At 67.9% G+C, this 25,024-nt stretch carries 23 protein-coding genes and 9 pseudogenes; 18 read left to right on the top strand and 14 right to left on the bottom strand.

Features of this window, described 5'->3' with window-relative positions; translation table 11 throughout:
• Positions 1-159 precede the first annotated feature (159 nt).
• Positions 160-414: pseudogene (locus ACZ7KF_RS36485) on the top strand (IS5/IS1182 family transposase); the annotation flags it as partial.
• A gap of 15 nt (positions 415-429) precedes the next feature.
• Here ACZ7KF_RS36485 and ACZ7KF_RS36480 read toward each other — a convergent pair.
• Positions 430-1,263, bottom strand: a complete 834-nt coding sequence (locus ACZ7KF_RS36480) for a transposase (RefSeq protein WP_471085194.1) — start codon at positions 1,261-1,263, stop codon at positions 430-432.
• A 350-nt stretch (positions 1,264-1,613) separates the two neighbouring features.
• On the opposite strand from ACZ7KF_RS36480, the gene ACZ7KF_RS36475 reads away from it, so the two are divergent.
• A complete protein-coding gene (locus tag ACZ7KF_RS36475) occupies positions 1,614-1,994 on the top strand; it encodes a hypothetical protein (protein ID WP_471085191.1) in 381 nt (126 codons plus the stop codon).
• 310 nt (positions 1,995-2,304) lie between these two features.
• Here ACZ7KF_RS36475 and ACZ7KF_RS36470 read toward each other — a convergent pair.
• Positions 2,305-2,430, bottom strand: a pseudogene (locus ACZ7KF_RS36470) (IS5/IS1182 family transposase); the annotation flags it as partial.
• Here ACZ7KF_RS36470 and ACZ7KF_RS36465 point away from each other — a divergent pair.
• From ACZ7KF_RS36465 to ACZ7KF_RS36445, 5 genes are all read left to right on the top strand, one after another.
• Complete coding sequence (locus ACZ7KF_RS36465) at positions 2,426-2,815, top strand: hypothetical protein (RefSeq protein WP_471085188.1); 390 nt, start codon at positions 2,426-2,428, stop codon at positions 2,813-2,815. The pseudogene ACZ7KF_RS36470 and the gene ACZ7KF_RS36465 sit on opposite strands and share 5 nt — an antisense overlap.
• On the top strand, positions 2,776-3,441 hold the full coding sequence (locus tag ACZ7KF_RS36460) for a hypothetical protein (protein ID WP_471085185.1): 666 nt from the start codon (positions 2,776-2,778) through the stop codon (positions 3,439-3,441). The genes ACZ7KF_RS36465 and ACZ7KF_RS36460 overlap by 40 nt, the downstream gene beginning before the upstream one ends.
• Positions 3,438-4,091 (top strand): hypothetical protein, encoded by a 654-nt coding sequence (locus ACZ7KF_RS36455; protein WP_471085182.1) that lies wholly within the window; start codon positions 3,438-3,440, stop codon positions 4,089-4,091. Before ACZ7KF_RS36460 ends, ACZ7KF_RS36455 begins: the two co-directional genes overlap by 4 nt.
• A 415-nt stretch (positions 4,092-4,506) precedes the next feature.
• Positions 4,507-4,752, top strand: a complete 246-nt coding sequence (locus ACZ7KF_RS36450; protein WP_471085179.1) for a hypothetical protein — start codon at positions 4,507-4,509, stop codon at positions 4,750-4,752.
• A 45-nt stretch (positions 4,753-4,797) separates the two neighbouring features.
• The gene (locus ACZ7KF_RS36445) at positions 4,798-6,552 is read left to right on the top strand and encodes a site-specific integrase (protein ID WP_471085176.1); all 1,755 of its coding nucleotides are present in this window, start codon (positions 4,798-4,800) and stop codon (positions 6,550-6,552) included.
• Here the strand turns inward: ACZ7KF_RS36445 and ACZ7KF_RS36440 are convergent.
• Positions 6,473-7,102, bottom strand: a complete 630-nt coding sequence (locus tag ACZ7KF_RS36440; RefSeq protein ID WP_283975017.1) for a class I SAM-dependent methyltransferase — start codon at positions 7,100-7,102, stop codon at positions 6,473-6,475. The two genes, ACZ7KF_RS36445 and ACZ7KF_RS36440, sit on opposite strands and share 80 nt — an antisense overlap.
• 271 nt (positions 7,103-7,373) lie before the next feature.
• The gene (locus ACZ7KF_RS36435) at positions 7,374-8,099 is read right to left on the bottom strand and encodes a dienelactone hydrolase family protein (protein WP_471085172.1); all 726 of its coding nucleotides are present in this window, start codon (positions 8,097-8,099) and stop codon (positions 7,374-7,376) included.
• A 453-nt stretch (positions 8,100-8,552) separates the two neighbouring features.
• On the opposite strand from ACZ7KF_RS36435, the pseudogene ACZ7KF_RS36430 reads away from it, so the two are divergent.
• The 3 pseudogenes from ACZ7KF_RS36430 to ACZ7KF_RS36420 all read left to right on the top strand — a co-directional run.
• Positions 8,553-8,778: pseudogene (locus ACZ7KF_RS36430) on the top strand (transposase); the annotation flags it as partial.
• Positions 8,779-8,795: 17 nt separating this feature from the next.
• Positions 8,796-9,033, top strand: a pseudogene (locus ACZ7KF_RS36425) (transposase); the annotation flags it as partial.
• A gap of 950 nt (positions 9,034-9,983) precedes the next feature.
• Positions 9,984-10,451: pseudogene (locus tag ACZ7KF_RS36420) on the top strand (IS5 family transposase); the annotation flags it as partial.
• Positions 10,452-10,558: 107 nt separating this feature from the next.
• Here the strand turns inward: ACZ7KF_RS36420 and ACZ7KF_RS36415 are convergent.
• From ACZ7KF_RS36415 to ACZ7KF_RS36405, 3 genes are read right to left on the bottom strand one after another with little or no spacing between them, the layout of a single operon-like run.
• Positions 10,559-10,918, bottom strand: coding sequence for a hypothetical protein (locus ACZ7KF_RS36415; RefSeq protein WP_471085169.1), 360 nt, complete (start codon positions 10,916-10,918; stop codon positions 10,559-10,561).
• A complete protein-coding gene (locus ACZ7KF_RS36410; protein ID WP_471085166.1) occupies positions 10,919-12,079 on the bottom strand; it encodes an ImmA/IrrE family metallo-endopeptidase in 1,161 nt (386 codons plus the stop codon).
• Positions 12,072-13,472 carry a hypothetical protein gene (locus ACZ7KF_RS36405; protein WP_471085161.1) on the bottom strand — a complete coding sequence of 467 codons (1,401 nt, stop codon included), beginning with the start codon at positions 13,470-13,472 and terminating at the stop codon, positions 12,072-12,074. Before ACZ7KF_RS36405 ends, ACZ7KF_RS36410 begins: the two co-directional genes overlap by 8 nt.
• 498 nt (positions 13,473-13,970) lie before the next feature.
• Between ACZ7KF_RS36405 and ACZ7KF_RS36400 the strand changes: the two are divergent.
• From ACZ7KF_RS36400 to ACZ7KF_RS36380, 5 genes and pseudogenes are all read left to right on the top strand, one after another.
• A pseudogene (locus tag ACZ7KF_RS36400) lies at positions 13,971-14,755 on the top strand (IS5 family transposase); the annotation flags it as partial.
• A gap of 64 nt (positions 14,756-14,819) precedes the next feature.
• Complete coding sequence (locus tag ACZ7KF_RS36395; RefSeq protein ID WP_471085158.1) at positions 14,820-15,497, top strand: hypothetical protein; 678 nt, start codon at positions 14,820-14,822, stop codon at positions 15,495-15,497.
• Positions 15,498-15,664: 167 nt separating this feature from the next.
• Positions 15,665-16,168: an N-acetyltransferase gene (locus tag ACZ7KF_RS36390; RefSeq protein ID WP_471085155.1), complete on the top strand. Its 504-nt coding sequence runs from the start codon at positions 15,665-15,667 to the stop codon at positions 16,166-16,168.
• A gap of 269 nt (positions 16,169-16,437) precedes the next feature.
• Positions 16,438-16,698: a transposase gene (locus tag ACZ7KF_RS36385; RefSeq protein WP_471085423.1), complete on the top strand. Its 261-nt coding sequence runs from the start codon at positions 16,438-16,440 to the stop codon at positions 16,696-16,698.
• Positions 16,616-17,094 (top strand): annotated as a pseudogene (locus ACZ7KF_RS36380) (transposase); the annotation flags it as partial. The gene ACZ7KF_RS36385 and the pseudogene ACZ7KF_RS36380, both read left to right, overlap by 83 nt.
• A 69-nt stretch (positions 17,095-17,163) precedes the next feature.
• Here the strand turns inward: ACZ7KF_RS36380 and ACZ7KF_RS36375 are convergent.
• From ACZ7KF_RS36375 to ACZ7KF_RS36365, 3 genes and pseudogenes are all read right to left on the bottom strand, one after another.
• On the bottom strand, positions 17,164-17,769 hold the full coding sequence (locus ACZ7KF_RS36375; protein WP_471085152.1) for a hypothetical protein: 606 nt from the start codon (positions 17,767-17,769) through the stop codon (positions 17,164-17,166).
• Positions 17,770-17,911: 142 nt separating this feature from the next.
• Entirely contained in the window at positions 17,912-18,115 is a 204-nt protein-coding gene (locus ACZ7KF_RS36370; protein ID WP_471085149.1) for a hypothetical protein, read from the bottom strand.
• A 198-nt stretch (positions 18,116-18,313) separates the two neighbouring features.
• Positions 18,314-18,437 (bottom strand): annotated as a pseudogene (locus ACZ7KF_RS36365) (transposase); the annotation flags it as partial.
• Positions 18,438-18,554: 117 nt separating this feature from the next.
• Here ACZ7KF_RS36365 and ACZ7KF_RS36360 point away from each other — a divergent pair.
• Positions 18,555-19,295, top strand: coding sequence for a class I SAM-dependent methyltransferase (locus ACZ7KF_RS36360; RefSeq protein WP_471085146.1), 741 nt, complete (start codon positions 18,555-18,557; stop codon positions 19,293-19,295).
• Positions 19,296-19,359: 64 nt separating this feature from the next.
• Here the strand turns inward: ACZ7KF_RS36360 and ACZ7KF_RS36355 are convergent.
• The 4 genes and pseudogenes from ACZ7KF_RS36355 to ACZ7KF_RS36340 all read right to left on the bottom strand — a co-directional run.
• Positions 19,360-19,540, bottom strand: a pseudogene (locus ACZ7KF_RS36355) (IS5/IS1182 family transposase); the annotation flags it as partial.
• Between the two features lie 243 nt (positions 19,541-19,783).
• Entirely contained in the window at positions 19,784-21,301 is a 1,518-nt protein-coding gene (locus ACZ7KF_RS36350; protein WP_471085143.1) for a hypothetical protein, read from the bottom strand.
• A 112-nt stretch (positions 21,302-21,413) separates the two neighbouring features.
• Positions 21,414-22,118: a hypothetical protein gene (locus ACZ7KF_RS36345; protein WP_471085140.1), complete on the bottom strand. Its 705-nt coding sequence runs from the start codon at positions 22,116-22,118 to the stop codon at positions 21,414-21,416.
• A gap of 194 nt (positions 22,119-22,312) precedes the next feature.
• Positions 22,313-22,723, bottom strand: coding sequence for a VOC family protein (locus tag ACZ7KF_RS36340; protein ID WP_471085137.1), 411 nt, complete (start codon positions 22,721-22,723; stop codon positions 22,313-22,315).
• Positions 22,724-22,816: 93 nt separating this feature from the next.
• On the opposite strand from ACZ7KF_RS36340, the gene ACZ7KF_RS36335 reads away from it, so the two are divergent.
• Both ACZ7KF_RS36335 and ACZ7KF_RS36330 read left to right on the top strand, forming a co-directional pair.
• Positions 22,817-23,806: a helix-turn-helix transcriptional regulator gene (locus ACZ7KF_RS36335; protein ID WP_471085134.1), complete on the top strand. Its 990-nt coding sequence runs from the start codon at positions 22,817-22,819 to the stop codon at positions 23,804-23,806.
• Between the two features lie 302 nt (positions 23,807-24,108).
• Complete coding sequence (locus tag ACZ7KF_RS36330; RefSeq protein WP_471085131.1) at positions 24,109-24,456, top strand: hypothetical protein; 348 nt, start codon at positions 24,109-24,111, stop codon at positions 24,454-24,456.
• Positions 24,457-25,024 lie beyond the last annotated feature (568 nt).

Here is a 25,024-nt window from a genome sequence, read left to right as displayed (position 1 = left end):
GCGCTCCTGCTGCCGGGAGTGCTCCGGATCCCACGGGTTGCTCTCGCCCGCCACCGGTTCGAACGGGCCCGTACCGCACCGCTTCGCCGGCTCCTGTGGTCGTACGTACTCCACCAGGGCGAACCGGTACGCACCGCCGCGCAGTCCGTTCCTGGCAGCCGCCTGCGGCGCCGGGGAATCCGAGCGGTCATCCCGCAGCCGTCCGACCAGCTCGGCCACCGCCAGCCCCGAGGCCGCCGAGGAGGCCGCCCGCCAGGCTTCGACCGGGAGGCTTACAAACAGCGGAACACAGTCGAGCGGTGCATCAACCGGCTCAAGCAGTGGCGCGGCCTGGCCACACGAACCGACAAACTAGCCATCGCCTACCAGGCCGCACTCCACCTCGCCGACATCCTCCTCCGGACCCGACGCTGACCAAAGAGACAGAACCTAAAGGCTGTCCCGTAACTGATCTTGTTGCCCCTGCGAACGGTGGAGCTCGGGCTGATTGGTGGCCCACGCGGCCTGAAGCAGGTTGTGCAGACGGGCGATGCCGAGCATGGCAGTGTGGACGCCGTCGCCTTTCAGGCGGCAGTCGCGGAGGATCTTCCAGGTCTTCATCCGCGCGAAGACATGCTCGACGCGGGCGCGGACCTGCTTGTGCGAGTGGTTGTGCTCCTTCTTCCAGTCGCACAGCTCGCCGCCGGCCGGGCGGCGGTGCGGGATGACAAGTCCGGTGCCCTGGTAGCCGCCGTCAGCGATGATGGTCGTCTTGCCCACCACGGCGGCGGCACCCGACTCGGTCCACGCCTTGCAGTCGTTGCGATTGCCTGGCAGTGGGCGGCCCACGGCAACGACCAGGCGAGTATCAGCGTCGACGACGACCTGGTGGTTGGTCGAGTAACGATAGTTCTTCGACTGTGCGGCGATGGAGCGGTCCCGGGTGGGCACCAGCGTGCCGTCCACGATCAGCACGGTGCCCGGGCGGAACCGGCTACGGGACTTGAGCGCGAGCAGTGGGCCGATGTGCTGCAGCATGCGGTCAGCAGCCGACTTGGACACACCGAAGAGCGGTGCAAGCTGTCGCAACGTCAGGTTCGTCCGCCAGTAGGCAGCCACCAGTAGAACCCGGTCCTCAAGCGACAGGCCCCAGGGGCGTCCCGGATGAACTCCATCGGCGCCCTCGCGTCGCAGCGCCGCGATTAACGTGCGGAATTCCCGCGGAGACAGCCCGGTGAACGGGAGTATCCACGAGACTTCCGATGCGGTGATCACACGAGACATCCCGTGATCTTCGCATCGGCCGGCAAGGTCTTCCCGGTCCCGAGACAGGCGGCGGGGTCCCGGACGCCCCTGCGGGGGACGTCCTCGCCCTCTGGGATGCTGCGTTCATGGCTCTTCCTGGCTCCCGCACGAAGACGACCGATGTGTGGTCGCTACCCGAAGACGAGCAACTCATCGGGCAGCGCATCAGCGAAGCCCTGCCACGATCCGGCTGGCTGTGCAGTCACCCCGGCCCAAGGGGCCTTCACCAGGTGCATCTGCATCGCTCACTCGGGGAGGCTCTGAGCTGCGGTGGTCGGCAAGCGTTTCTGCTTCTGCCAGATGGGTCTCGCGCACCTGAAGATGTCCTGGTGGACAACGCATTCGCCCCCAGATCCGGCATCGGGCACTCGGCCGTCGTGCAGTTCCTTTGCTCACGTCGCGTTCAGGACGGCGAGGGCGAAGTCTTCGAGGCTGGCCGTCTCGCAGTGCGCTGGTTCGAGCAGCAGGTGGGACCTGAGAGACATCAGCTCCTGACCGAGGAGACGAGCCTTGTCTGGAAGGCCCTGCGAGCGGCGACCCGGCCGGCCATCGTCGAGAGCACGCAGGGCCGACGAATCTCCGGCATGAGGATTGGCCCTGCCGCCCATGACCTCGTAACCAGCAGCGGGTTGCTGCTGACACGCGGCGGTGTCCAACGTCTGCATCTGGCCGCCTCGCCGCCAACCGGTCAGATGCGGGACGGGCTTTAGTCGCCGCATGCCTCACCACTGGGTTACTCGGCCCGCTCATTCCGCGCCTACCTGCGCCGACGCGGAATCAAGGCGACCATCCCGAACATGTCGACCAACTCGCGGGGCGGGCACGGCGACGCGAACGGCCATGTGGCTTCGAAGCGCCGTCTACTGGCGCCGCAAGGTCGTCGAACGCTGCTTCCATCGGCTCAAGCAATGGCGCGGCACTGCCACCCGCTACGACATGCGGCCCGACAGATACCGCGCCGCGATCACCCTGGTTACCGGGCCTTTTATGGACCGCGGTCACGTCATGCAGAGACCGTCGCAACGCTCCTGCCACAGGTCGCCGCAACCCGTCGGCTTGACGGTGCACCGCCCACCGGATCAGCCGCTTGTGCGCGGTCTGGAACGAGCCGAGCTCCTCAGGCAGGTCACGCCGAGGCGCGTTGGTCCACCGACTCGCCAGCGAGTGGCTCGCCTACCGCTACCACCGCTGGCCAGCATCGACGAACCCCTGTCTTCTCGTCGGTCAGAAGACGGCCCTCGACCCGGATCATCCGGTGGTCAGCAGAACATCGCTTCGCAGGACCCTCCCCAAGAACGTCACACTCGTCGGCCTGCGGCAGGACCGCGTGCTCAACGAGGCGTTTGTCACCGGTGATCCCCTCCAGCTGATGCGGCATTTCGGGATCACCGCGCAGACCGCCATGCGCTATGTCAACGCCGCCTGCCCGGAGCGCACCGCGAAACTGCCAGGTAGCGGGCCCGCTCCGAGCCCGATGCCAGCTGAAAGCCCGTGGCGGTGCAGCAGTGGGTCCGGCATCATCCCCATGTGATGGTGATGCAACCCGTTCTGGAGATCTCCGCCGCCGACGATTTCGCGCTCTGGCCGGTTGGCGAGCAGGAATCGTACGGTTACCTCGTGCTGAACGGGGAGCTGACTCCGGCGGAGGTCGGCACGGCGGTTATGCAGATCGCCGACTGCAACGACTTCGAGCCGGAGGAGGAGCACGGGCCGTGCCCGACCGACCCGCTCGGCGCATTCCTGCACGGGCTGCTCACCATGCCTGATCTGTTCGCCGCCGGAGGGTTCCGGGTGACCGACAACGTCACCGACACCGTCTTCATCGAGCCGGGCTGCTGCAACGGCCTGGAGACCTGGCGGGACTGGCTGGAAGTGCTCGACGGCACCGGCTGCTCCTACTTCGGCCACGATCCGTCGTCGGTGGCCGAACGCGTTGGCGACATGGTCCGGCTGACGTTCGACGCTTACGGGACGGACGGCAGCCCGGTGATCGAGCTGTCGGTAGACCAGGCACGCAAGCTCGTCGCGGGCGCCCAGCAGGATTTGCAGGACTTCCTCGGTCTTGCCGGAAGCTGGGCTGAACGACACCTGCCGGCACACGCCGCCGCCGTCACTGCCGCCCTGGCACGGGCACTGGACCTTGCGCCCCCACCATGACCAGCTTCCTGACCCACCGTGCGCACGTGCACGACGCCCGCCTTCCCCTGCGCCGCCGGCACAGCGCGCTGCGGACCTGCATCACCCTCTTTGCTCCGTACGGCTTCCGGGCGACGTACCACCACCTCACACTCAGCGCCGCGATCCCCCGGCGGCTGGAGGCGGACCCGGACGCGCTGGTGCGGGCGGTGGAGGAGCTGTATGAGGGGCGGGTGTTGTGGCTCGCACGGGCGGAGGAGTACGCCGCGCAACGCAGGGCGGACAAGCAGGCCGGGAGGCGGACCGTTCCGAACCCGCGACCGTGGTGGCTGCGGAGCAGGTGGGACGGCCCGGATCGCGTCTGGCACCAAGACCCGTTTCGCCACCCGCCGCTGCGACTGTCCGAGTATGTCCGGCGGCAGAACGCGATTCTGGACGGCGCTGAGCCGCCCGGCTGCCCGGCTTGCGGGGATGAAGGACCGCGGGAGCTGACCTCGACCGGGCACGGCTGGATCGAGCTGTGCCGTGAGTGCGCGTGGGTGCTGGCACCATGTCCGTGTGGGCAGTGGCACCGGCGCGTGCCGGAGATCCCGTTCAGTTGGAACCGGATCTGGCAGCGGGCGCACATGAGCGATGACGGCATGCCGAACCCACATTGGCCTGCGGGCTAGTGTTCTGCGACTGAAGTTCGCAGGTGGTTTTCGCGGGTAGTTCCGGCAAGGCAGCCAACGACCAGTGCGCTTGGACGGTGGACGAGACCGAACGTCAGCAGCGCAGCGGATCTCTGGCGCAAGACACTGGTAGTCCAGCGTCAGCGTCGGGATAGTCTCGGACTTCTCGTAGTCGAGCAGCGGGCGACCCAGCAGCGACCTCGTCCCGTTGCGGGAGATGGTGAACGGCACGCACTGCAAAGCTTTGTAGACCTTGACCCTCTGGATGTGGCCGCCGATCGAGTGGGACGTCTCGGCGTCAACCATGAAGGCCAAGGCCCTCACACGTTCCATGTCGAACGCGCCCGAGCGAATCCCGTCCGGGCCCCGCAGGTTCTCCAGGACGACTTCCCGCGCTTCTCCGATCTCATCGCCGATGATCGACAGCACCTTCTCATCGTGTCCTTCGCCCCTCCATGAAGAGGCGGGGCTGAAGGTGAACCTGCCGATGTTCTTGTCGAAGCGCAACTTCCAGATCTTGAACTCATTGGTGGTCCAGTCGTGTCCCGCCAGGAGGAAGAAGGCCGCCGGAGCTTCCCACAACTTGGACGGCACGTCCTTGTGCTGGTCGAGCTTCAAGTTGATGGCTCAGCTTGAAGCGATGGTCGAATCTGCCACGTGATCCTCCAAGGTCGGGCGTGATGCCCTGCACTCCCTGGCCAAGATCGTGGCCGCCAAGGGCGGCACCTTGGCGGACATCACCGTCGGCGACGCCGTGGAGTATCTGGCCGCACTCAAAGCGGCGAACAAAACCGCGAACGTCAAAGTGCGCGACAACACCCTCTTCTACGCCTGGCTGCGCGAGTTGGGCACCCTGCCCGCAGAAGCCCCCAGTTCCTTGCGCTACCTGGCCAACACCAGTGGGCAGGTGTCGGTGGAGCAGCTCGTCGACCGCTTCGGTGTCCGCTGCCGCCCTGTCCGAGATCTCTTGGTGGACTATCTCAAGGAGCGGCAGCCGGGTCTCGACCACACGTCCCGGAACAATTTGTCCCGGCACCTGGCCAGCAACTTCTTGGGTGATCTGGAACAACATCATCCAGGGATCGACTCTCTCCACCTGGCGCCCGAGGTGAGCGCGGCCTGGGAGCAGAGATGCCAGGCCCGCATCGAACGGCGCCGCCAGCCAGACGGCAACGTGCGTGAAGTAGTGACCGGACGCGCCAATGTCGCCAGCATCATGCTCTCCGTCCGGGCGTCCTATCTCGACATCGCCCAGTGGGCCATCGACAGGCCGGCACGCTGGGGGCCTTGGGCGGTGCCGAGTCCGATCAAGGACGCTGATGTCGCTGTCGTGAAAGACAACAAGCGGCGCAAAGCGCGAAAGTACCACCGGACGAGGGAACGACGTCCGGCTCTGCCCGTCGTCGCCCGAGCGGCTTCATCATGCCTGAACGAGGCCAAAGCCCGACTACAGGCTCTGATGGACACCCCGCCAGGCGGTCAGTTCTCTTTCGCGGGCGACACCTTCCAGGCGGCCAGCGAAGGACGGCACGACCTGGGCGGTGAACATCGCCGCCGGCCGGCGCGTCGACCTGGCCCTCTCCGAGAGCCGCGCGTTCTGGGCCTGGGCGATGCTCGAGTTTCTTCAGCACACCGGTGTCCGCATCGAGGAGATGCTGGAAGCCAGCCATCACAGCCTGATCCAAGGGGACGGCACCGGTGCGGGGGTCGCGACTCAGCCGGACACCCCTTGGACTTCTCGCCCCATGACTTTCGGCGGATCTTCATCACCGATGCCATCCGCAGCGGCCTTCCCCCGCACATCGCGCAGGTCATCGCCGGGCACACCAGCCTCAACACGACCATGGGATACAGCGCCATCTACCCCGGCGAGGCCATTGAAGCCCATCGCGCGTTCATCGCCCGGCGCCGAGCACTCCGCCCGAGCGAGGAATACCGGACCCCCACCAACGAGGAACGGGATGCATTCCTCGGGCACTTCGAGCGACGCGAACTGTCCATCGGAATCTGCGCTCGCGCATTCGGAACTCCCTGCATCCACGAACACGCGTGTATTCGATGCTCCATGCTCCGACCGGATCCGGCTCAGAGACACCGCCTCGTCGAGATCCGCGACAACCTGATCGCCCGAATCACCGAAGCGGAACAGGAGGGATGGCTCGGTGAGATCGACGGACTCCAAGTCAGCCTCGCCAGCGCAGAGGAGATACTCATCCAGCTCGATGCAGAGCAAGCCCGTCCACGCCAAGTGATCGATCTGGGGATGCCCAGCTTCAGCCAGATCGCGACACGAATCAGTACGGCAAGAGGACCTTCAAGTCAGCCGCGCCTCATCCACGCGAATGATCTACGCCACCCCGGCGCAGGCCACGACCCTCGCTCTACGGGCGGCGGGCCAGCAAATGAGTGTCGAGGAAACCCCGCTCGGAAGCTGGGTCGTGGAGCAACCGAGCAAATGTGACGAGACCGGCCCCGGCCAGCAACTCGGCAAACTGCTCCGCCGGCCAGCTATAGGCGGGCGTCACCTTGTGGTCGAAGCGAACCGGCTCCGGTCCCTCAGTCCCGAAGAAGGACACCAAGAGCAGGCCCCCTGGTGCCAAGGCACGCACCTGCTCGGCGAGCAGCGCGGGCAATTCTCCAGGTGGGGTATGGATCATCGAGTAGTGGGACAGCACTCCGCCCAGCGCACCGTCCTCGACCGGCAGGGCCTCCATCCGCGCTTCGTCGAAGCGCAGCGCCGGATGGGCCCGCCGGGCGTGGGCGACCATGGCTGGGGAGAGGTCGAGCCCGAAGGCGTCCAGCCCCAAGTCATGCAGCATCGCCGTCACATGACCGGGGCCGCACCCGACGTCGGCCACCCGCAGGTTCCCCGTGCCACGCACGAGCTCGGCGAAAGTGCCGATCATGTTCCGCGCGAACGGGTGCGTCTCCAACCCATTGGCGAACATCGACGCGTACAGATCGACGACCCCGTCGTAAGCCGCCCTCGTCTCGTCCTGGTGTCCCAACACGGGAAGGAAACTAACACCCGCGCCGTGCGCAGCCGTTCTCCGGCCCCACACGGTTCCCTCAGGACTGATCGTCCCGTCACCTGATCACGGGGCGCTCTCGTTAGTTCAGAGAAGAGTTCACCGTCGTCCTGGCACTGCCTGCCGGGAGCCTGGAGCAGCGCCTCGCGCAACTGGTCCGGATGCTGCACACGCCGGTCCTCCTGGACGACGGCCGCGCCGGTGGCGGTCGACTGCCTGGTCCGCGGCACCGAAATCGCGGTTGTCGACCAGCTCACTCCGTCACGGTCAGGCACTCGGCGAGCAGGTCGACGACGTCGTGCCAGGCTCGCTGCGCATGCCGTGGGTGGTAGCCAACGCCGGGGACCACGGGGTGGTCGACCGGCGGGTGGTGGAAGGCGTGCAGGGCGCCGCCGTAGACCACGAGGCGCCAGTCGACGCCCGCGGCCTGCATCTCGGCGGTGAACGCGCCCCGTTGCGCGGGCGGCATGATCGGGTCTTCCGACCCGACCCCGGCCCACACCGGGCAGCGAATGCGCGCCGCCTCGCCCGGTCGGCCCGTGGTCAGCGCGTTGACTGTCCCGATCGCGCGCAGGTTGGCGCCGTCGCGCCCGAGTTCCAGCCCGACGGCGCCCCCGGTGCCGTAGCCGACGGCGGCGATCCGGTCGGGGTCGGTCCGTGGCTCGGCGCGCAACACGTCGAGCGCCGCATGACCGATGCCCCGCATCCGGTCGGGGTTGGCGAGCAACGGCATGCAACGGGCCAGCATCTCCTCGGGGTCACTTAAATAGCGCCCGCCGTGAAGGTCGAAGGCCAGCGCTACGTATCCCAGCTCGGCGAGAGCATCGGCCCGGCGGCGCTCGACGTCGCTGAGCCCCATGCCTTCCGGCCCGAGCAGCACCGCGGGCCGGCGATCGACTCCGGTCGGGAGTGCGAGGTGCCCGATCATCGTCAGACCGTCGGCCGGGTACTCGACCGTGCGCGTTGTAATCGTCGTCATGCGACTGGACAGTAGTGATCGTCGAGTCCGGTCGGGCCGCTGTTCTGCCGCTGGCAGAACAGCGCGGGTGTTCCTCTGAAATGCGGCGATGGCTCACGATCCGCCACAACCCCCGTTCCTGCGACGGCGGTTTCGGATCACCTGCCCTGGCCACGGTGCTGGAGGTGGACCTGCCGGTTCTTCCGCCCGGGGCATACCCGGTGCCGGACGAGCAGCCATCGGATGCGCCTTCGGTCGCTACAGGGCGCACGCCCTCACAAAATTGCTGGTCACCGGCTCTGGCAGCTGGGGTGTCGCCGTGAGGGAGCACATGCAGGACCACCTTCCTCGCGCACCAAGAGGTCCCAACAGAAGCTGTTGATCATGTGACTGTCGGTCTGGCTGCTCGTCGGTCTTGTCGTGGGGAAGAGGGGATCGCGGCCGTGGATCGTCTCGGACGAACTGTGGTCGCTGATGGAGCCGTTGCTGCCGGTGCCGGGTCCGAAACTGGTGGAGGGTAGACCGCGGGTCCCGGACGGGCAGGCGTTGTGCGGGATCGGGATCCTGTTCATCCTGCACACGGGCATCCAGTGGGAGTCTTGCCGCAGGAGCTGGGCTCCGGTTCGGGCATGACGTGCCGGCGGCGGCTGGCCGCGTGGAACGAGGCCGGTGTGGGGACGAACTGCATCTGGTATTGCTCACGACCACGACAGGTAGCGGCGTCTGCTGTGGCAGCGCGGCATCCGCCCGGTCATCGCCGAACGAGGCGTAGCACACTGCTCTGGCCTGGGCGTCTTCCGCTGGGTGGTCGAGCGCACCATCGCCTGGCTGCACGGCTTTTCGCCGCCTGCGGATCCGCTGAGAGCCCCGTGACGACATCCACGAGACCTTCCTCAGCCTCGCCACCTGCCTGATCACCCACCGCCCCGTCCAACGCCTTTCTCAGGAGCTCTGAAGGGTGCCGAATCGTGATCGTTTTCTTGGTCCGGAAAAGTGCCAGCGGTCTTACCGATCTCCTGGCCCGAGCGCTCCACGACCGCGGCCGCGAAGCCGTGGTCGAGCACCTGCACATCCATCTGCCGCACATCCTGAAGACGCCTGCCAGCCCCCGCACCCTCAACCCCGAGCAGAGGACCGCCCGATGATCCGTCGCTTTGCCGCTGCAGCCACGGTTTTGGCGCCCTCACCTCGAGGACCAGGCCGTCGTCGATCGGTTCCGCGCGATGCTCGCCGCCGTATGGGCCCCGGAGCCCTGGAGGCCGGCCGCGTCCTGATTGCCTTCACCACCGAGTCGGTCCGTTCCAGTTCATCACGGCCACCAAGCCGGCCGTCCTCAGCGGCCAAGGCAGCGATGAGCAGGCGCTGCGGTACCTCCTCATGCCGGCCCGTCTCACCAGCTCACGCCGTGCGGTACGGCTTCAACAGGGTCCTGTCCTCCAGTCACCGGAGGACAGGGCCCTTCTCGCGTTGCGGCCTGTCCGCCCGGCGCCAGCCCTACTAGCCCTATCGCGGATTGTTGAGGGCCGGGGCAGGACACGGTGACTCGGACCGCCAGCGGTCGGTGATGACGACGTAATCGGCATCCTCACCGCATCCGCGCGGCTATCAGGCGGTGGCCCGAACCGCGCCGCCGGGCTGGTACTTCGTTTCGACGATCATGCAGTTCGTAGGGGTCCTCATGACCAGGGCTGATGCGTTCTCAGGCTGCGAGATGAAGCAGGTCGAGTGCGTGCGCGGGCCGTGACCGGACCACCGGGAGAGATCCCCGCCTTGGCGCCGCTGCTGGACCCACCCGCTGCTGCGCGAATCACCGGCAGAGCTCCCTGGTCTTACAGCGCCTAACACAATGAGGTGAGGTGGTGTCGCAGGCCGTGCCTGTGCGGCCGATTGGACCGTTGCCGGTGTATGGGGGCATTGCCGTGGATCGTGTCGGATGAGTTGTGGGAGCGGATCGAGCCGCTGCTGCCGGGGAGGGAGCGCCGGTTCCGGTATCCGGTCCGGAAGCCGTTGCCGGACCGGCAGGTGTTGTGCGGGATCCTGTACGTGCTGCACACGGACGTCCAGTGGGAGTACCTGCCCAAGGAGCTGGGGTTCGGTTCGGGCATGACGGACTGGCGCCGGCTGAGGGACTCGAACGAGGCCGGGGTCTGGCAGCGACTGCACGAGGTCCTGCTCGCTGAGCTGAACGCGGAACGGAAGCTCGACTGGTCCCGCTGCGTGGTCGACTCCTCGCACGTCAGAGCGCTAAAAGGGGGAGCCACGCGGGCCCCGTCACCAGTCGACCGGGGCCGCGCCGGCTCCAAACACCACCTGATCACCGACGGACACGGCACCCCGCTCGCCGTCAGCCTGACCGGCGGAAACCGACTTGATGCCCGTTGGCAGCAGGGGCTCAAGCCGGGCCCACTGGCTGTTCGTCAGATCCCTACCTCCCACAGGACGTGATCATCAACGAACAAGATCCACTTTCGCAACGGACCCTAGCCGGGGTCCCGTTCCGAGCCGGACTGCCGGGGTTCCTGGCGCTCACGGTCGATGAGCTCGGTGATTCCCTCGATGCTTCCGTCGCTGCGTGACCGTCGCGAGCGGACGCGGCGTATCACCCCGCGGGTGGCCGACTTGAGGGAACTCGCGATGACGTCGGAGGCCACGCTGCCCGCGATGGAGAGGGCGATGGTGACGATCTCCGAGACGCCGAAGCCGTGTCCCTCCTCGACGGCCAGCACCTTGACGCTGATCCCGTGGTCGGTGAACTCGTGTCCTTCGACGTCGATCAGTGCCGGCCCGGGAAGACCGGAGTCGTGCGGGTCGATCTCCACGTCGAGCTCGATGACGGTCACTCATGCCTCCGGAGACGGGTCGAGGAACACGGACAAGACGTGCGCGACCGGGCGGTCGGCTTTCTCGGATGTCAGGGTGCTTTCCCAACGGGCAGCGCTTTGCCGTACGGCCTGCACGCTCGACGCTGCCAGTTGACGGCGCATGGACTGTATGACGTGGAGCCCGGCGCCGCCCAGGACGATGTCGGTGCTCGATGGGCCGGCGGATCGAACGAAGGGGTGGATCAGGGTCTGTCGTGGTGGTCCGGTGACTGCGAAGGTGCCTTCTTCGCCGGCCAGGCGCCACGCCAGCAGCTTCTCCACCGCGAGGATTTCGAACAGCCAGCGGATCGCCATCCAGATGTCGCCGACGGTGATGTTCTCGACGGGGTTCCTGAAAAGTACGTCGTAGGCGAAGCGATCGGCTTCGGCCTCCAGATCCGGACCTGATCTGCCCTCTTCGTGCAGGAGAAGGTGCGCGAACTCGTGGGCGATCATGAAGGTCATCTGGATCCGTGCGGCATTGACGGCTCCTCCCCCGGCCAGCTCTGAACAGACCCGCATCATGGGGATCTGGTCCCAGCGGACGTTGCGGTACAGCGGCAGCAGAAACGGAAGGAGGTCCTCGTAGGACGGATTCGGCAGCGCGGCGTTGCTGCCGATCGTGCGTATCAGTTCCTGCCGCACGCTCACAGCGTTCCAGAGGAGCAGGTCGATGGTGTGCCACAGCTGTCGGGTGACCAGCGACAACCGGATCTGGCGTGTCGAATGGTGTGCGCGGACGTACAAGCGAGGGTCGAGGGTGACGACGACCTCGATGTCGTCGACGTGGGGGAAAGCGGGACGAAGGTGATCGCGGACCCGCACGAGTGTTTCTTCGGCCCAGGCCGGCAGCGGCAAGGGATGTCCTTGTTCCATCCACCAGTACAGGCGTAGCGCGCGATCGAGAGCAAGCCGCCGCCACTGGCGATGGGCCTGCACGGCCGCCTCGTCCGCTCCGGATCCGAGGATCGCCACGGACCGCAGGACGAAGTAGATCAGTGTCTGGCGCTCACGGACCTCTTCCCACGGCGAAAGATCGGGGATGGCCCCTGGAGGGAAGGGGGGTTCTGCCGACCCGTCCGACAGATAGTTGAGGTAGGAGTCGTTGTCGAGACCGAGCGCGGTGAATTCCTCAGGCATAGGTGACGCCGAGATTGTCCAGGTGAACGAAGAGGGCGAGTTCGTAGTCGGCGGCCATGTGCCCCGCTGTCGTGGCTTGCGTACTGACCCCGTTGGCCATCAGATGTCGCCCGATGCCATCGGCCACACCAGTGAGGACGTCGGCATAGGAGTCACGCGGACCGGTCGTGGAGAAGAACGCCTTCAAACCATCGAGCGTCCAGGCGAAGCGCACGAGTTCGTCGCTGTTCACGGTCCTGCCCGAGGGCGTCCGCAGGCCGTCGAACGTCGTCGTGCCGGCAGGGATCAAGAGGGCGCACCGTCGAAGGATCACCACGGTCAGAAGGTAGTCGTACACCGAGCCTTTCGAAACGGCGCGGTCGTAGGCCCTGAGCGCCAGGTCGAGCAGCAGCCAGCCGGCGAGCTCGGGCAGCCGATAGGGCGTGAGACGCGATTCCACGAGCGCGATGTAGCTGAGCAGCTCATGTGCGTAGCCGCCTACGCGTATCCGCTCTCCCACGAGGATGACGAGGTTCTGGAGCCGGTGCTCGGACTCCACCAGGTCGGTGGATGCGGCCACAGCACGTGCCAGGGCCGCCACCGTGTCGTTCAACGAGTCGAGATCGCCGACGAGACGGTACCGGGCGAGATGGGCGAAGCCGAGATTCGACAGGTACGGCATCATGGACGGCCCGTTGAAATCCGCCTCGGCGACGGCTCTGCCGAGGAGGGCGACCGCCTCGTCCAGATCTTCCGGGGAGCGGTCTCGTTCCCCGCGGAGCCGCAGGGCACGCCCCAGCAGGTAGCAGGCTTCAGCGGCGTCCAGCCGGGGGCCGGTGAGGGCGGACACGGCTCGGCGCAGCGCCGTGACCGCCTCGCTCAGGGACCCCGGCACGAGAGCCAGCTCGTAGTGCATGAGGAGGCCTCGGCCCATGGTCTCGACCAGCCGGCCCTGCTCGCTGCTGCCGTCCATCGCCGACTCGGCGAGGACCCGTGCGATGCCCGAGACCGTCAGCCAGTCCTCCGCCGAACGGGCGGGTGCTGTGGATTCGGTCAGCGAGGCTCGGATCCCGTAGGCGGTGAGCCGGGCCTGCTGGACGTCGGCCCGAGTGAGCGCTGCCGGGGAGCGCGCCATGGTGTCTTCCATGCGGCCGATGGCCCTCGACAACGCCCCCGAGTCACCCAGCGCCAGGCATGCGCTGGTCTCCACGTGCACGAGTTCCAGGAGCGGCAGCAGCGGATCGGGGACGGCCGGGTCGCGCAGGACGGCTTCCCACAGGGCAACCGACTCTTCGAGTGCCCGTGCATCCCTGCCGGCCAGGGCTTGTTCGGCCAGGACTCGGGCGGATCGGACCCGTGTGGCGGAGCGTCCCCAGACCGAGCCGTCATCGGAGCCCGCGCGCAGTAAATCCATCACCGTGTCAGTATCCGTCCGAACTTGGCATGAGCACCCCGGAACGCCGTAGTGCTCTCACCCGTGGAGAGCTGCTGGACGACCCGCACCGAACAGTGCGCTGGCCCTCGTCCCGCCCCTCCCCGGCAGCGGGCTCAGAGGCGGCCCGAGCGGAGCGAGTCCAGGTGCTGCCCGGCTGCCTCGGTGGCCGAGTGGACCAGTCGGTGATCCCCGTGGTCTCCTCGGGCGCGCAGCCGGCGAAGAGCGCGCCGTGCCGGTCCTGGAAGCGCCGGCAGAACCGGCATGCGCTGCCGTCTCCAGCCGGTCGAACGCTCCGCCCGCCGGGTGCCCGTCGAGGGCATCGCCCTCCACGACCGTGGCACCTCTGCTCCCCGTCGCGCTGCAGCAGGACCGACTCACCGCTGTAACAGCAGCTAACACAATGAGGTGGGTTTGCGCTGACGGCAGTGTCTGGCTGGTGAGTTGGGCGTTGTCGGATGTGTGGGGGCATCACCATGGATTGTGTCTGATGAGCTGTGGGCGCGGATCGAGCCGCTGCTGCCAGGGAGAGAGCGTAGGTTCCGGTATCCGGGTCGTAAGCCGTTGCCGGACCGGCAGGTGCTGTGCGGCATCCTGTACGTGCTGCACACGGACATTCAGTGGGAGTTCCTACCCCAGGAGCTGGGGTTTGGTTCGGGCATGACGTGCTGGCGCCGGCTGCGGGACTGGAACGAGGCCGGGGTCTGGGAGCGGCTGCACGAGATTCTGCTCGCCGAACTGAACTCGGAACGCAAGCTGGATTGGTCCCGCTGCGTGGTCGACTCTTCCCACGTCAGAGCGCTAAAAGGGGGCTCGCGACGGGCCCGTCGCCGGTCGACCGGGGCCGGGCCGGCTCCAAACACCACCTGATCACCGACGGGCATGGAACCCCGCTCGCAGTCATCCTGACCGGCGGCAACCGCAACGACGTCACCCAGCTCCTGCCCCTGCTCGACGCCGTCCCACCCGTCCGCGGCCGGGTCGGCCTGCCCCGCCGTAGAGCGGTCACGCTCTACGCAGACCGTGGCTACGACCACGACAGCTACCGCAGACAGGTCCGTGCCCGCGGCATCGTGCCCGCCATCGCACGCCGCGGCACGGCGCACGGCTCCGGCCTGGGTATTTACCGGTGGGTGGTCGAGCGGACCTTTGCCTGGCTGCACGGCTTCCGCCGGTTGCGCGTGCGCTGGGAACGACGAGCAGACATGCACCAAGCGTTCCTCAAACTCGCCGGCTGCCTGATCACTCACCGACAACTCAAGTCATTGTGTCAGCCGTTGTTAGGGCACGATGAAGCCCTGCGCCGAGCAGAGCGGACCGGGGGGCTCCATGACCGCTTCAGAGCCGAGTGAGGCAGAGGCCGGGCAAATGGCTGCGCCGGATGACGAAGCGTCTGCCGCAGTCTCCCGCCGGGAGAGCCAGTCCGCGCCGTGGCGCTCGCAGGCAGTGATCATCGCCGTGATCACGGCGATCGCCAGCGTCGTCGCTGCTTGGCTCACCGCCACGGACGGATCATCTGGCGGCGACCAGCATGACAGGCAACCTTCAGCGGTGACCTCGGCCAAATTTGCACCCGCCGAACCCACCACAGTCTCCATCACATCGTGGACTGAAACTCCTGCCCCGGACGGCGGGAAGGTGTACGAGTTCGATGGCACGGTCAAGTCCCTGCCGACCGGGTTCACGATCTTCGTCATCATCCAGGACCCTGACCGCAGGCCGGAGGGTGCTGATCAAGGCCGGCGGTCCAAGAACTGGCTCGTCTCGCCCGAGGCCGAGATACTGAGAGATGACCGATGGCATGTGCGGTGGGTCATCAACCATCCACCGCGTCAGGCCCGTTGGATCGCTTTGGCTACCACTGAGGCTTGGAACCAGTGTGGCGACTGCACAGGACCCAAGCTGCCTCTTCGCGAGGTGGTGGCAATCTCAGGACCAGATATGGCATGGGCGATGAGTACCGCAGGTCCTGAGCTGAAGCACTCACCGAGTCCCCGCCAATCGTGATGTCCGTGACATAAGAAGCCGTTGCCATACCGATCATGGAGTCTGTCGATCGAACGGGAGTCTCGATCGGGTGATCGCGGGCCCTGCCCGGCATGAGAGCAGGGCCTGGCGGTGTACGGGGAAAATCCAGGGAAGCGGACGGCCGCGCGCTGCTACGGTCGGGCGCCATGAGCTGGCTTCCCGATGACTTCGTCCACCCCGTCCGGGTACCACTGCCGGACGGTGGTCATCACCTGCGGCCGATCCGGGAGGTGGACACCCCGCTCGACTATCCGGCTGTGATGGGTTCGCGCGAGCGGCTGTGGACCATCTTCGGCCCGGCCTGGGGGTGGCCCGCGGCCACCATGACCTACGAGGCCGACCAAGCGGATTTGTTGCGGCACGAGAGGGAGATCGCCGCGCACCAGTCCTTCAACTACGCGCTGTTCGACGCGGCGGAGACAGCTCTGCTCGGCTGTGTCTACATCGACCCACCGGAGAGGGCCGGCGCGGACGGCGAGATCTGCTGGTGGGTGGTGGACGAGCTGGTGGGCAGCAAGGTCGAGCTGGCCCTCGACGCGCTGGTGCCGCAGTGGATCGCCGCCGACTGGCCGTTCGAGCAGCCGCGCTTCCTCGGCCGCGAGATCTCCTGGTCGGACTGGCTCGCCCTGCCGCAGCATCCCGACTCGTAAGTGGTTGTTGGCCGTACCGATGGCGAAGGCTGTCGATCGAACGGGAGTCTCGAGCGGGTGACTGCGGCGGTTTCCGCGCGTGAAAGCAGGGCCTCCTGGGAGCTCGTGGGTGCGATCCCATTCCGAGTGGTTCCCGGAGGCACTGTTGTCTTTGTTACGTGCCCGAGCACGTTGACTTCAACTCGCCCGCCGTGCCGTGCGATTGCCTCGCGCATGTGTACGGCAACGCGGCCGACCATCCGGACCGGGTGCGCCGGTATCCGTCGGACATGACGGACGCGGAGTGGGCGTCCGTCCGGCAGTCGTTGCCGGTGCCTGCCTGGCTCCAGGGGCGGGGTGGACGGCCCGAGGGCTACTGTCATCGGCAGTTGTCGGGCGCGATCCGCAACCTGGTCGCGGGCGGGATCTCGTGGCGGGCGATGCCCACGGACTTCCCCGATTGGCGGCCGGGTCCACTCCTTCTTCCGCCGGTGGCGAGAGCACGGGCTGATCGCCGAGTTCGACGACCGGCTGCGCGGGACGGTCCGTGAGCGCCGGTCCCGCGGCGGACTGACCACGAAGATCCACCTTGCTGCCGACGGCCGCTGCCGGCCCCTGGCCTTCGTCCTCACCATCGGACAGGCCGGGGACGCGCCCGCTTTCGCCGCCCGCGCGGCCGGCCATCCGCAAACACCTGCGCAAACGAGGCATCCGCGCGGTGATTCCCGTCCCGGCGGACCAGCAAGGCCACCGGCTGCGGCGGGGCAGCCGGGGCGGCAGACCCCCTGCTTTCGACCGTGAGGCCCACAAGCAGCGCAACACCGTCGAGCGGTGCGTCAACCGCCTCAAACAGTGGCGAGGCATCGCCACCCGCTACGAGAAGACCGCGACGATATACCTGGCCGGAGCTCCACATCGCAGGGATCTTCCTCTGGTCCGCACGATGATCCAGACAGAGTCGGCCCAAGGTGCAGCGGGCAAGCGGGGCATGGCCCAGCTCGCTCTCCCTAGCACAGCTACTCCTCGTCGAAGTACAACGGCGACAGCCTGGCTCCCCGCTCCGAATCATCTACGTCAGGTGGCGTGACGTGGGCGAGGTCACCGTCGATCGGGATGTCGAACTTCCGGCCGATCTCAGCGATAGCAACTCCGACCCGACCGCGCAGCACGCCCAGCGCCTGAAGCCCGTACGCCCATTGGACCCGATCCCGATCCCTGGCCCACTGGATCGGATCCCGGCCACTGGGCGGGACATCCGGGTATGTTCTCTCGGTCAACCTGCGTGCTGACTCCACATCGGTCAGCCACTGCCTCACAGCGGCGCGCATCGCGCGCACCTGCTCCCGCAGTTCCTCGGACTCACACTGCTCGATCTGCTCGTTCAGATAGGTACGCAGCGCCTCGATGGATCCCCAGGACCCATTTTCCTCTTCGAGGTCATAAGGCGCATGGAGCACCCGGTGGTCCTCCAGGCGGAGCAGGATCGATCTTGCCCGCTCGCGCTCACTCTGGCTGAACTCCACGCTGGCGCTCTGCCCGAAGAACGAGAAGCTGATCGTCCGTAACCGACCGCGCCAGCGCCAGCGCCACTGCTTGAACACCCCCACCTCCAGCTCTGCCAACAAAAGCCAGCATTTCGCACTCCCAGTGGAGAGACCAGGCCGACCCTATTGGCCGGGGGTTGTGCAGTCAGTCCCCACCCGGGCTGCAGAGCTTCCGCACGTACGCACGAGGATCCGAACGAGACAACCTAGTAGCGCTTCGTCACGTCGGGTGATCTCGCCTGGTGGTGGGCATCTTCTCTGGTATGAGGCTGGGGGAGGTGGAACGGCTCCAGGGTGACTTATCGGAGTTCGTTTCCGGGCTGTCCAGCAGCCAGAGCAACGGTGTCGACACGATGCCCGCCACCGCGGCCACCATGACCGTGATCTTCCAGCGTTGCGACACGTCCGCCCCTCTCTCGTCCATCCTGACAGTCCTTCAGCCCACAACGTCCCCTGCCTCTCAACTCATGGCGCGGGCTCGGCCGAGCAGGCGACCCGGGAGAACCTCGGCGCCTCGCAAAACCTGCGTTTCTGCGACCACTGGTTGCGCCACCTCACCAGCGGTTGGCACGGCAGGCACGGCACCACTACCGACTTCCCCGCACGGCCGATGGCTCCGCTCGTCTCGCCAAGGCGAGTTGATGCGGTGCTTCCAAGCGATGACCTCAAGCGTGTGGCGGTGGTCGGCCCACCGCCATCCCCCCAACCGGATCCGCCGGCATCAGCGGCTCGACGCGGTTCCACATCGCATCAGACAGTCACCTCCGATCAATTGATGAACCCATCAAGGAGACAGGCTTTAGGCGAGGGCACCAGCCCTAATCGTGTTGACCGCCCCCGGCAGGCAGTGCTGGAGTCGGCACGTGGACAGCATCCCCGCCAACCGGCGGCTCTGGAACCAGATCAGCAGCGCCTACCAGCACAAGCACGACCCGCAAATCGGCGCCACACCCCGGCTGTGGGGCATGTACTCCATCCCCGACGCGCACCTGCACGCCCTGGGCGACGTCACCGGCAAGCGCGTCCTCGAGCTCGGCTGCGGCGCCGGCCAGTGGTCCAGGACGCTCGCCGCCGAGGGCGCCACCGTGGTCGGGCTCGACCTGTCCGAAGCCCAACTCGCCGCATCGTCCCGCGCGATGGGAGCGGCCCGCTACCCGCTGGTGCAAGGCGCCGCCGAACAACTCCCCTTCGCCGCCGACAGCTTCGACCTGGTGTTCTGCGACTTCGGTGGGCTCAGCTGGGCGCCCCCGCACCTGGCCGTCCCGCAGGCCGCGCGTGTCTTGTGCCGAGGCGGGCGCCTGGTGTTCAACGTCGCCAGCCCATGGTTCGAAGCTTGCTACGACGAAGCCGCCAGCCGCGTGACCACGACGCTGCAGCAGGACTACTTCGGGCTGAACACCATCGCCGAAGGCGACGGCGCGACCAGCTATCAGCTCACCTACGGCGACTGGGTCAAGGTCCTGCGCGGAGCGGGTCTCATCATCGACGACCTCATCGAGCCGCGGCCCGAACTCGGAACTCTCAACGGCTACAACGAAACCGACCCACCCGACTGGGCACACCGCTGGCCGGCGGAACTGCTCTGGGTAACCCATAAGCCGTAAGTTCCGCCGCGTAGAGACGTAAAGGCATCCCCTCGCCGGGCATGGCCAGGGCCTGCCCGGCTGATCACGGGCGGAGCCGGAGCCGGATCGAGGCGGGGGGTGACGGTCCCGTGGAAGACGTAGGCGCGTACGTCGTAGCGTGTGGCCGCGGCCCGGAAGATCCTGAGGGCGTTGTTCGTTCGCTCGACTTCGTTCCTGTGCTTGTGGAGCGTCTTGTCCAGACCTCCCGCGGTGGGCCGGCGGCCGACACACATACCCAACACTGCCCCCGCCCCCGCCGCGCAGCCGGACGGACGGGCTGGCTGGCGGCCTCGTCCCGACTGCCTGCGCGCTGACGTCCACCGGCCGCCTCACGACTGGTCACCCGCCGAGCGTGCGTCGCCGTGGCGGTGACCCTGGCGGGTGGCTGTGGTGCCGGCACCGGGCGGCGCCTGCGGAGCGGGCGGCGTCGGAGCACCGGCCCGAAGCCTTCTCGGCGGGCCGTACGCTCACAGCCGGCCCATCAGGTCCGACATCACGGCAGGCGACAGGGACGGGTTGGCTGCCGCCGCTTCCACCACCTGCCAGTCCGCGTCGGCGAGCAGCTCCGCGGTGACCGCCGGCGGAAGTGCCGGGTGGCCGGCGGCTGTGGGTCTCGCTCGTTCGTCCGCCAGGCAGACGAGCAGGGCCGAGGCCGTCGCCGCGCGATGCCGGGCAACCTCCCGGAACACCTTCCGCACCGCTGGTTCGTGCCGGACCAGGTCCTCCAGCAGTGCCGCGGGCGCGGCCGGGTTGGTCGACACTTTGACCAGGACACGGGCACCGTGTCGGTGGACCATGGCGCGCAACTGCGCTTCGGTGAGGCCCGGGTGCGGAGCGAGGGCCTTGACCACCTTCGCGTCGGGGTCGTCGGCCAGCCGGTCGAGTGTCTCGGGCGGCAGATCGCGTCGTTGGGCCAGGAGCATGCGGGCGGCCGGGTCCGGTGACGTGGCCAGCTCTTCGACCTCGGCGGGAGAGGAGGCGGCGATACGGGGCAGCAGGGTGGCGCCGATCTTGGCGGTTCGGGCCAGGCGGGTGAGCACGTCGAGCGGTACGCGGGGATGGTGTGCGAGTCTGCGGCGCACGTCGGGGTCCCGGTCGCCGGCCAGCGCACGGATCAGGGCGTCGTCGATCGCGGGATTCTCGGCGAGGTCGGCACGGACACCGGGAGTGGGGTCCGAGGCGAGCCGCGCGCAGACATGCCGGGGCAGGTCCTGGCGGGCGGCGAGTGCCCAGCGCAACACCATCGAAGGGTGGTCCACGAAACCGATGACGGCTTCGACCGGGGTGGCAGGGTTACGGAGTGCCGCCTCCTGCGTGTCGTGGACCGTGGACTCGTGGGAGCCGTCACAGGAGGCGCCCGGCAGGAGATCGCAGTCGAGCCGAGGGCACTGCGGATCGTGCACGAAGGGGGTCTCCTCGCGGTCACAGACCAGACAGCGTCGCGCCGCGGGCAGCCCCTCCCCGGTCACCAGGGCTGCCAGCGCGGCCGGTGGTGTCGCTTCGTTGCCCGCCACCGCGCGGCGGACCTCGGCGTGCGGATGCGCCGCGAGCTTCCCGGCCACGTCCGAGGTGGTCCCCGACGCGAGCTCGGCGATGACCCGTACGTCCGGGTCCACCGTGAGCGTGTCCACCACGTCGGCCGGGAGCCCGGGGCAGGCTGCCAGCTTCTCCCGGCGCTCACGGACCGGATCCCTCGCGAGGAGACGCGCCCATTCCGGGCGCCCGACACCCTGTTCGAGCAGAGCGAGTGCGGCATCCGGCCAGACGGAGGGATCGATGTCGGCGGCGGTCAGCCGACCCTCGGACGCGAGCTGCGCCGCGCTCTGGTCGCAGCGTTCGGCCAACGCGACCGCCTGAGCACGGCTGAGGTCCGCACGACAGGCGAGGTTCGTGGCGATGTCGTCGTCAGCGACGGATATCAGCCGGTCCACCAGCTCGGACGGCAGGGCCGGATTGGCGGCGAGCCCGCGCAGGATGTGATGCACATCGGTATCCTGCCTGAAAGGTGAACGATGCGTTCCGCAGTTCTGTTGCCGACAGCTCGCAACACCTGGCAGTCAGGGCCAGCCGTCGCCGTTTGCTCGGATGGTCTCTTGTTCAACGTGGGCCGCCCGGCGGGCGCAGTCTCTGACCAGTGAGCGCGTCCGCCACCTTCGCGAAGTCCGAAGAAGTGAAGTTCCCCCTGCTCATGGCAGCGTTTCGCGTCGAACGCGGACGCACCACGTTCTCGTACGTTCCCAGCTGCGGCACCGCCACCCGCCACGCCGAGGCCGCACGCCCGAGCACGATCGCCGCCCCACGCTCCACGGCACGTTGCACCAGGGCGAAGCCGTACGGCTGCGACGGCAGCGTGATGGGCAGGGGCTGCCATGCCTCGGAGTGATAACCGTGGAACTGCACCACCAGCACACGTCGGGCCAGGGCGTCATAGGAGTGGCCGAGTTCCAGCAAACCGCGGAGTGCGCGCCGCCACCACGCCCCTCCCGGCGTATCACTCATGTCCTCGGCCAGGAAGTGGATGGGAGCGCCCTCGGGCGATGCCGTGCCGGCCAGCGATCGCTCCGTGACCCCGTCCCGCGCGTACATGGCGGCGTCGCCCGGACTACGGCCCGGGTTGGCGAGGAGTACGACGAGGCGGGCGTCGTGGAAGCCCAGGAACGGCTCGGGCGGCAGGCTCAAGTCCAGGCGGTGACGTGGTTCGTGGGCCTTGAGCGTGGCATTGAAAGCCTCGAGATGAGGCAAATCGGCGGGGCAGCCGTACGGCGCGTGGGGGGATATCCGGGCCCAGGGATTGTCCATCATGCGGGGAGCCTAGGCAGTACCGTCCGGAACTGTCGGCCGTCGGCCGGAATGCGCCGCTGGCACCAGCGCAGGAGTGGGTGCTCGTGTCAGGGGCAGGCCCGCCACGAGGGAATGAACGATTGTGCCCCTGCACGACGGCACCCGCGAACTCCCCCGGAGCACAGGCACCCTGGCCCCGCCCGGGGTCGCTTACTTCAGCGTCCCACCCGTCGTGCGAACTTTTCGATGGCCGCTGGGGTGACGGGGGTGAAGAAGTTGACGAGGTTGCCGTCGGGGTCGCGGAACAGCAGCGACCGGTTGCCCCAGGGCATCGTGGTGGGCCCGGCGACGAATTCGGTGACGAAGCCGGTCAGGTTCTGGTGAACGCGGTCCACGTCGTCGACGAGGAACTCGGTGATCACACTGTGGTTGTCCGCCGGGTGGGCAGAGCCCGGGGCGAACAGCGGGACGGTGCGGGTGCCGGCGATCGCGAGGGTGGCGCCCGCGGTCTCGAGTTCGGCGAAATCGTCGGTGGCCCACGTCGCGCGTGCCCCTGTGGCTCGCTCGTAGAACTCGACGAGGCGCGCCACGTCGCTGGTGATGATGCGGATCGAGACGAAGTCCATGGGAATCTCCTTGGCCGTGCTGCAGAGGTGCACGTCGCAGGCTAGGAGAAATAGCGGACAGAACCGGTCCTGTATTCGCGTTAGGCTGCGAACATGTCTCGACCAACCGCCCGCGTGCTGACACTCCTGGAGTTGCTGCAGTCGGGCGGCACCCGGACGGTGGCCGAACTCGCCGACCGGCTCGGCGTCGAAGGGCGCACCGTGCGGCGGTACGTGAACCAGTTGATCGACCTGGACGTGCCCGTGGAATCGGTGCGCGGCCGCTACGGCGGGTACCGGCTCGCCCCCGGGTACCGCTTGCCTCCGCTGATGCTCGGTGACGATGAGGCCCTGGCCGTGCTCCTCGGCCTGGTCGCCGGCCGCCGAGCAGGGTTGACGACGAGAGAGCACACGGCAAGCGAAACGGCATCGGCGAAGATCCGGCGCGTGCTGCCCAAGCACATCGCCCATCGGCTCGACACGCTCCTGGAGGCTCTCGCCTTCACGGATCAGCCCGGCGAGTTCGACACCCCGGACGCCGAGGTCCTGCTCACCATCGCCGACGCGGTGCGCCACCGCCGGCCGGTCTCGATCCGCTACACCGACCGCGACGGACAGCGCAGCGAACGCACGCTGCATGCGTACGGGATCGTCGCCCATGCGGGCCGGTGGTACGTCACGGGCGAGGACACCCGGATCGGCGAGGACCGAACCTTGCGGCTTGATCGCATCGCGGACGCGCGGGCCCTGCCCGGCTCATTCGAAGCGCCCGTCGGTCCCGGTCCGGCACAGCGCGTGTTGTCGGCGTTCGCCACGGCCGAGTACCGGCATGAGGTGACCCTGCGGATCCACGGGACGGTCGGGCAGATCCGTGCCCGCCTTCCCGCCAGCGTCGCGAGCCTGGAGGAGTACGCGCCCGTGGCGGGCGAGGACCGGGCGACCGAGCGCTGGCTGCGCGTCGTACTGCGGGTGGAGCGGCTCGACTGGTTGCCTCCGGTACTCGCCTCACTCGACCGGCCGTTCGTCATCGAGCGCCCCGATGAGCTGCGCGACCTCGTCACCGCACTCGCCGATCGTCTCACGTCCTACGCCCGTCCGGCCTGACAGCGAGGAACCGATGTCACGCGAGGGCACACAGTCCTCCGACCGATCCTGGATTCCGGACAGCCGGTGGCTTGCGGAAGTGGGCCGACGTGGACGCAGCAACGGCGCGGGGCACGTCAGGTGCTCGGGCCTGCGAGATCGGTGCGTTGGAGCCGAGCGGGTCCGCTTAGATGGTGAATCGCCCGTTCGCCCGAAGGAAAACGATTCGGCATTCACCTTCGAGGGATGGTGCGCCTGGGTCCCGGACTGCCGGGGCATCGCTGGCAGTGACCGAACCCGGCAACCGACAGGAAGACGTCCCCGTGTCTCTTCGCTCCATCACCGCAGTCATCGGCGCCGCAGCCACTGCCTCCGTTCTGCTCCTGGCCGTGCCCGCCTCGGCCGCGACCGGCCAGTTCCGCTACACGTACACCACCGCCGACGGTTACGAGGCCGTCGGCTTCCTGAACAACCCCTCAAGCGGCACATGCATCACCCTCACCCCGACCGGTGCCGCACCGGGAGCCGCCTCACGCGCCCCCAAGAACTACACGGACGCCACCGCCACCGTCTTCCTCGACGCCGACTGCCAGGGCGACACCTACTACAGCCTGCTCCCTGGCAGGGGCGCCTCCGACCGCCTCCTCGTACGGTCCGTCGTCTTCTCCTGACATGGCGACAGCAGGCCGACCGGCAGGAGCCGCCGCGGCACCTCACTGGTCTGTCGCCAAGCCGGTTCGCGGGCGCCAGTTCACACTCCTGGACCGGCAGTAAACGCGTCGCCGGCCGTACAGCGCGCTGGACGGTCGGCGCCAGGGCAGGACCCTGAACGAGGCGTGCGAGAGCGGCGGCCCGCTGAAGCCGATGCAGAAGGTTCGGCATCATGCGGCAGACGGCCATGCGTCCGGCCGGCGCGGCCCATCGGCCCATCCGGAGCACGCGGGAAAACCGCCCAGGTAGCCGGCCGCCTGGCCCGGGCGGGGCACGTTCGGTAAGTCCCCCACCCGGGCCAGGCCCGCAACGGCGGAATCTTCACCAGTACGCCAGAGGTGCGGCGCGGCGCGCTTGGTGCCCAGGCTTCAGACGGGTACCCGGACCATCCCAGTGGCGGGGGCGGAGGGCGCGTGCCTACCGGGTGCCCTGGCACGGGGCAGGACGCCGTCGGGGGCCCGTCCGGCCGGTGTGTCACGCACGAGCCGTGCGCAGCGGCCCCGCAGACAGGAGGAGCAGGGTTCCACT

The organism is Streptomyces sp. NPDC038200, from assembly GCF_055600785.1.
This window is presented reverse-complemented; position numbering and strand designations above follow the sequence as displayed.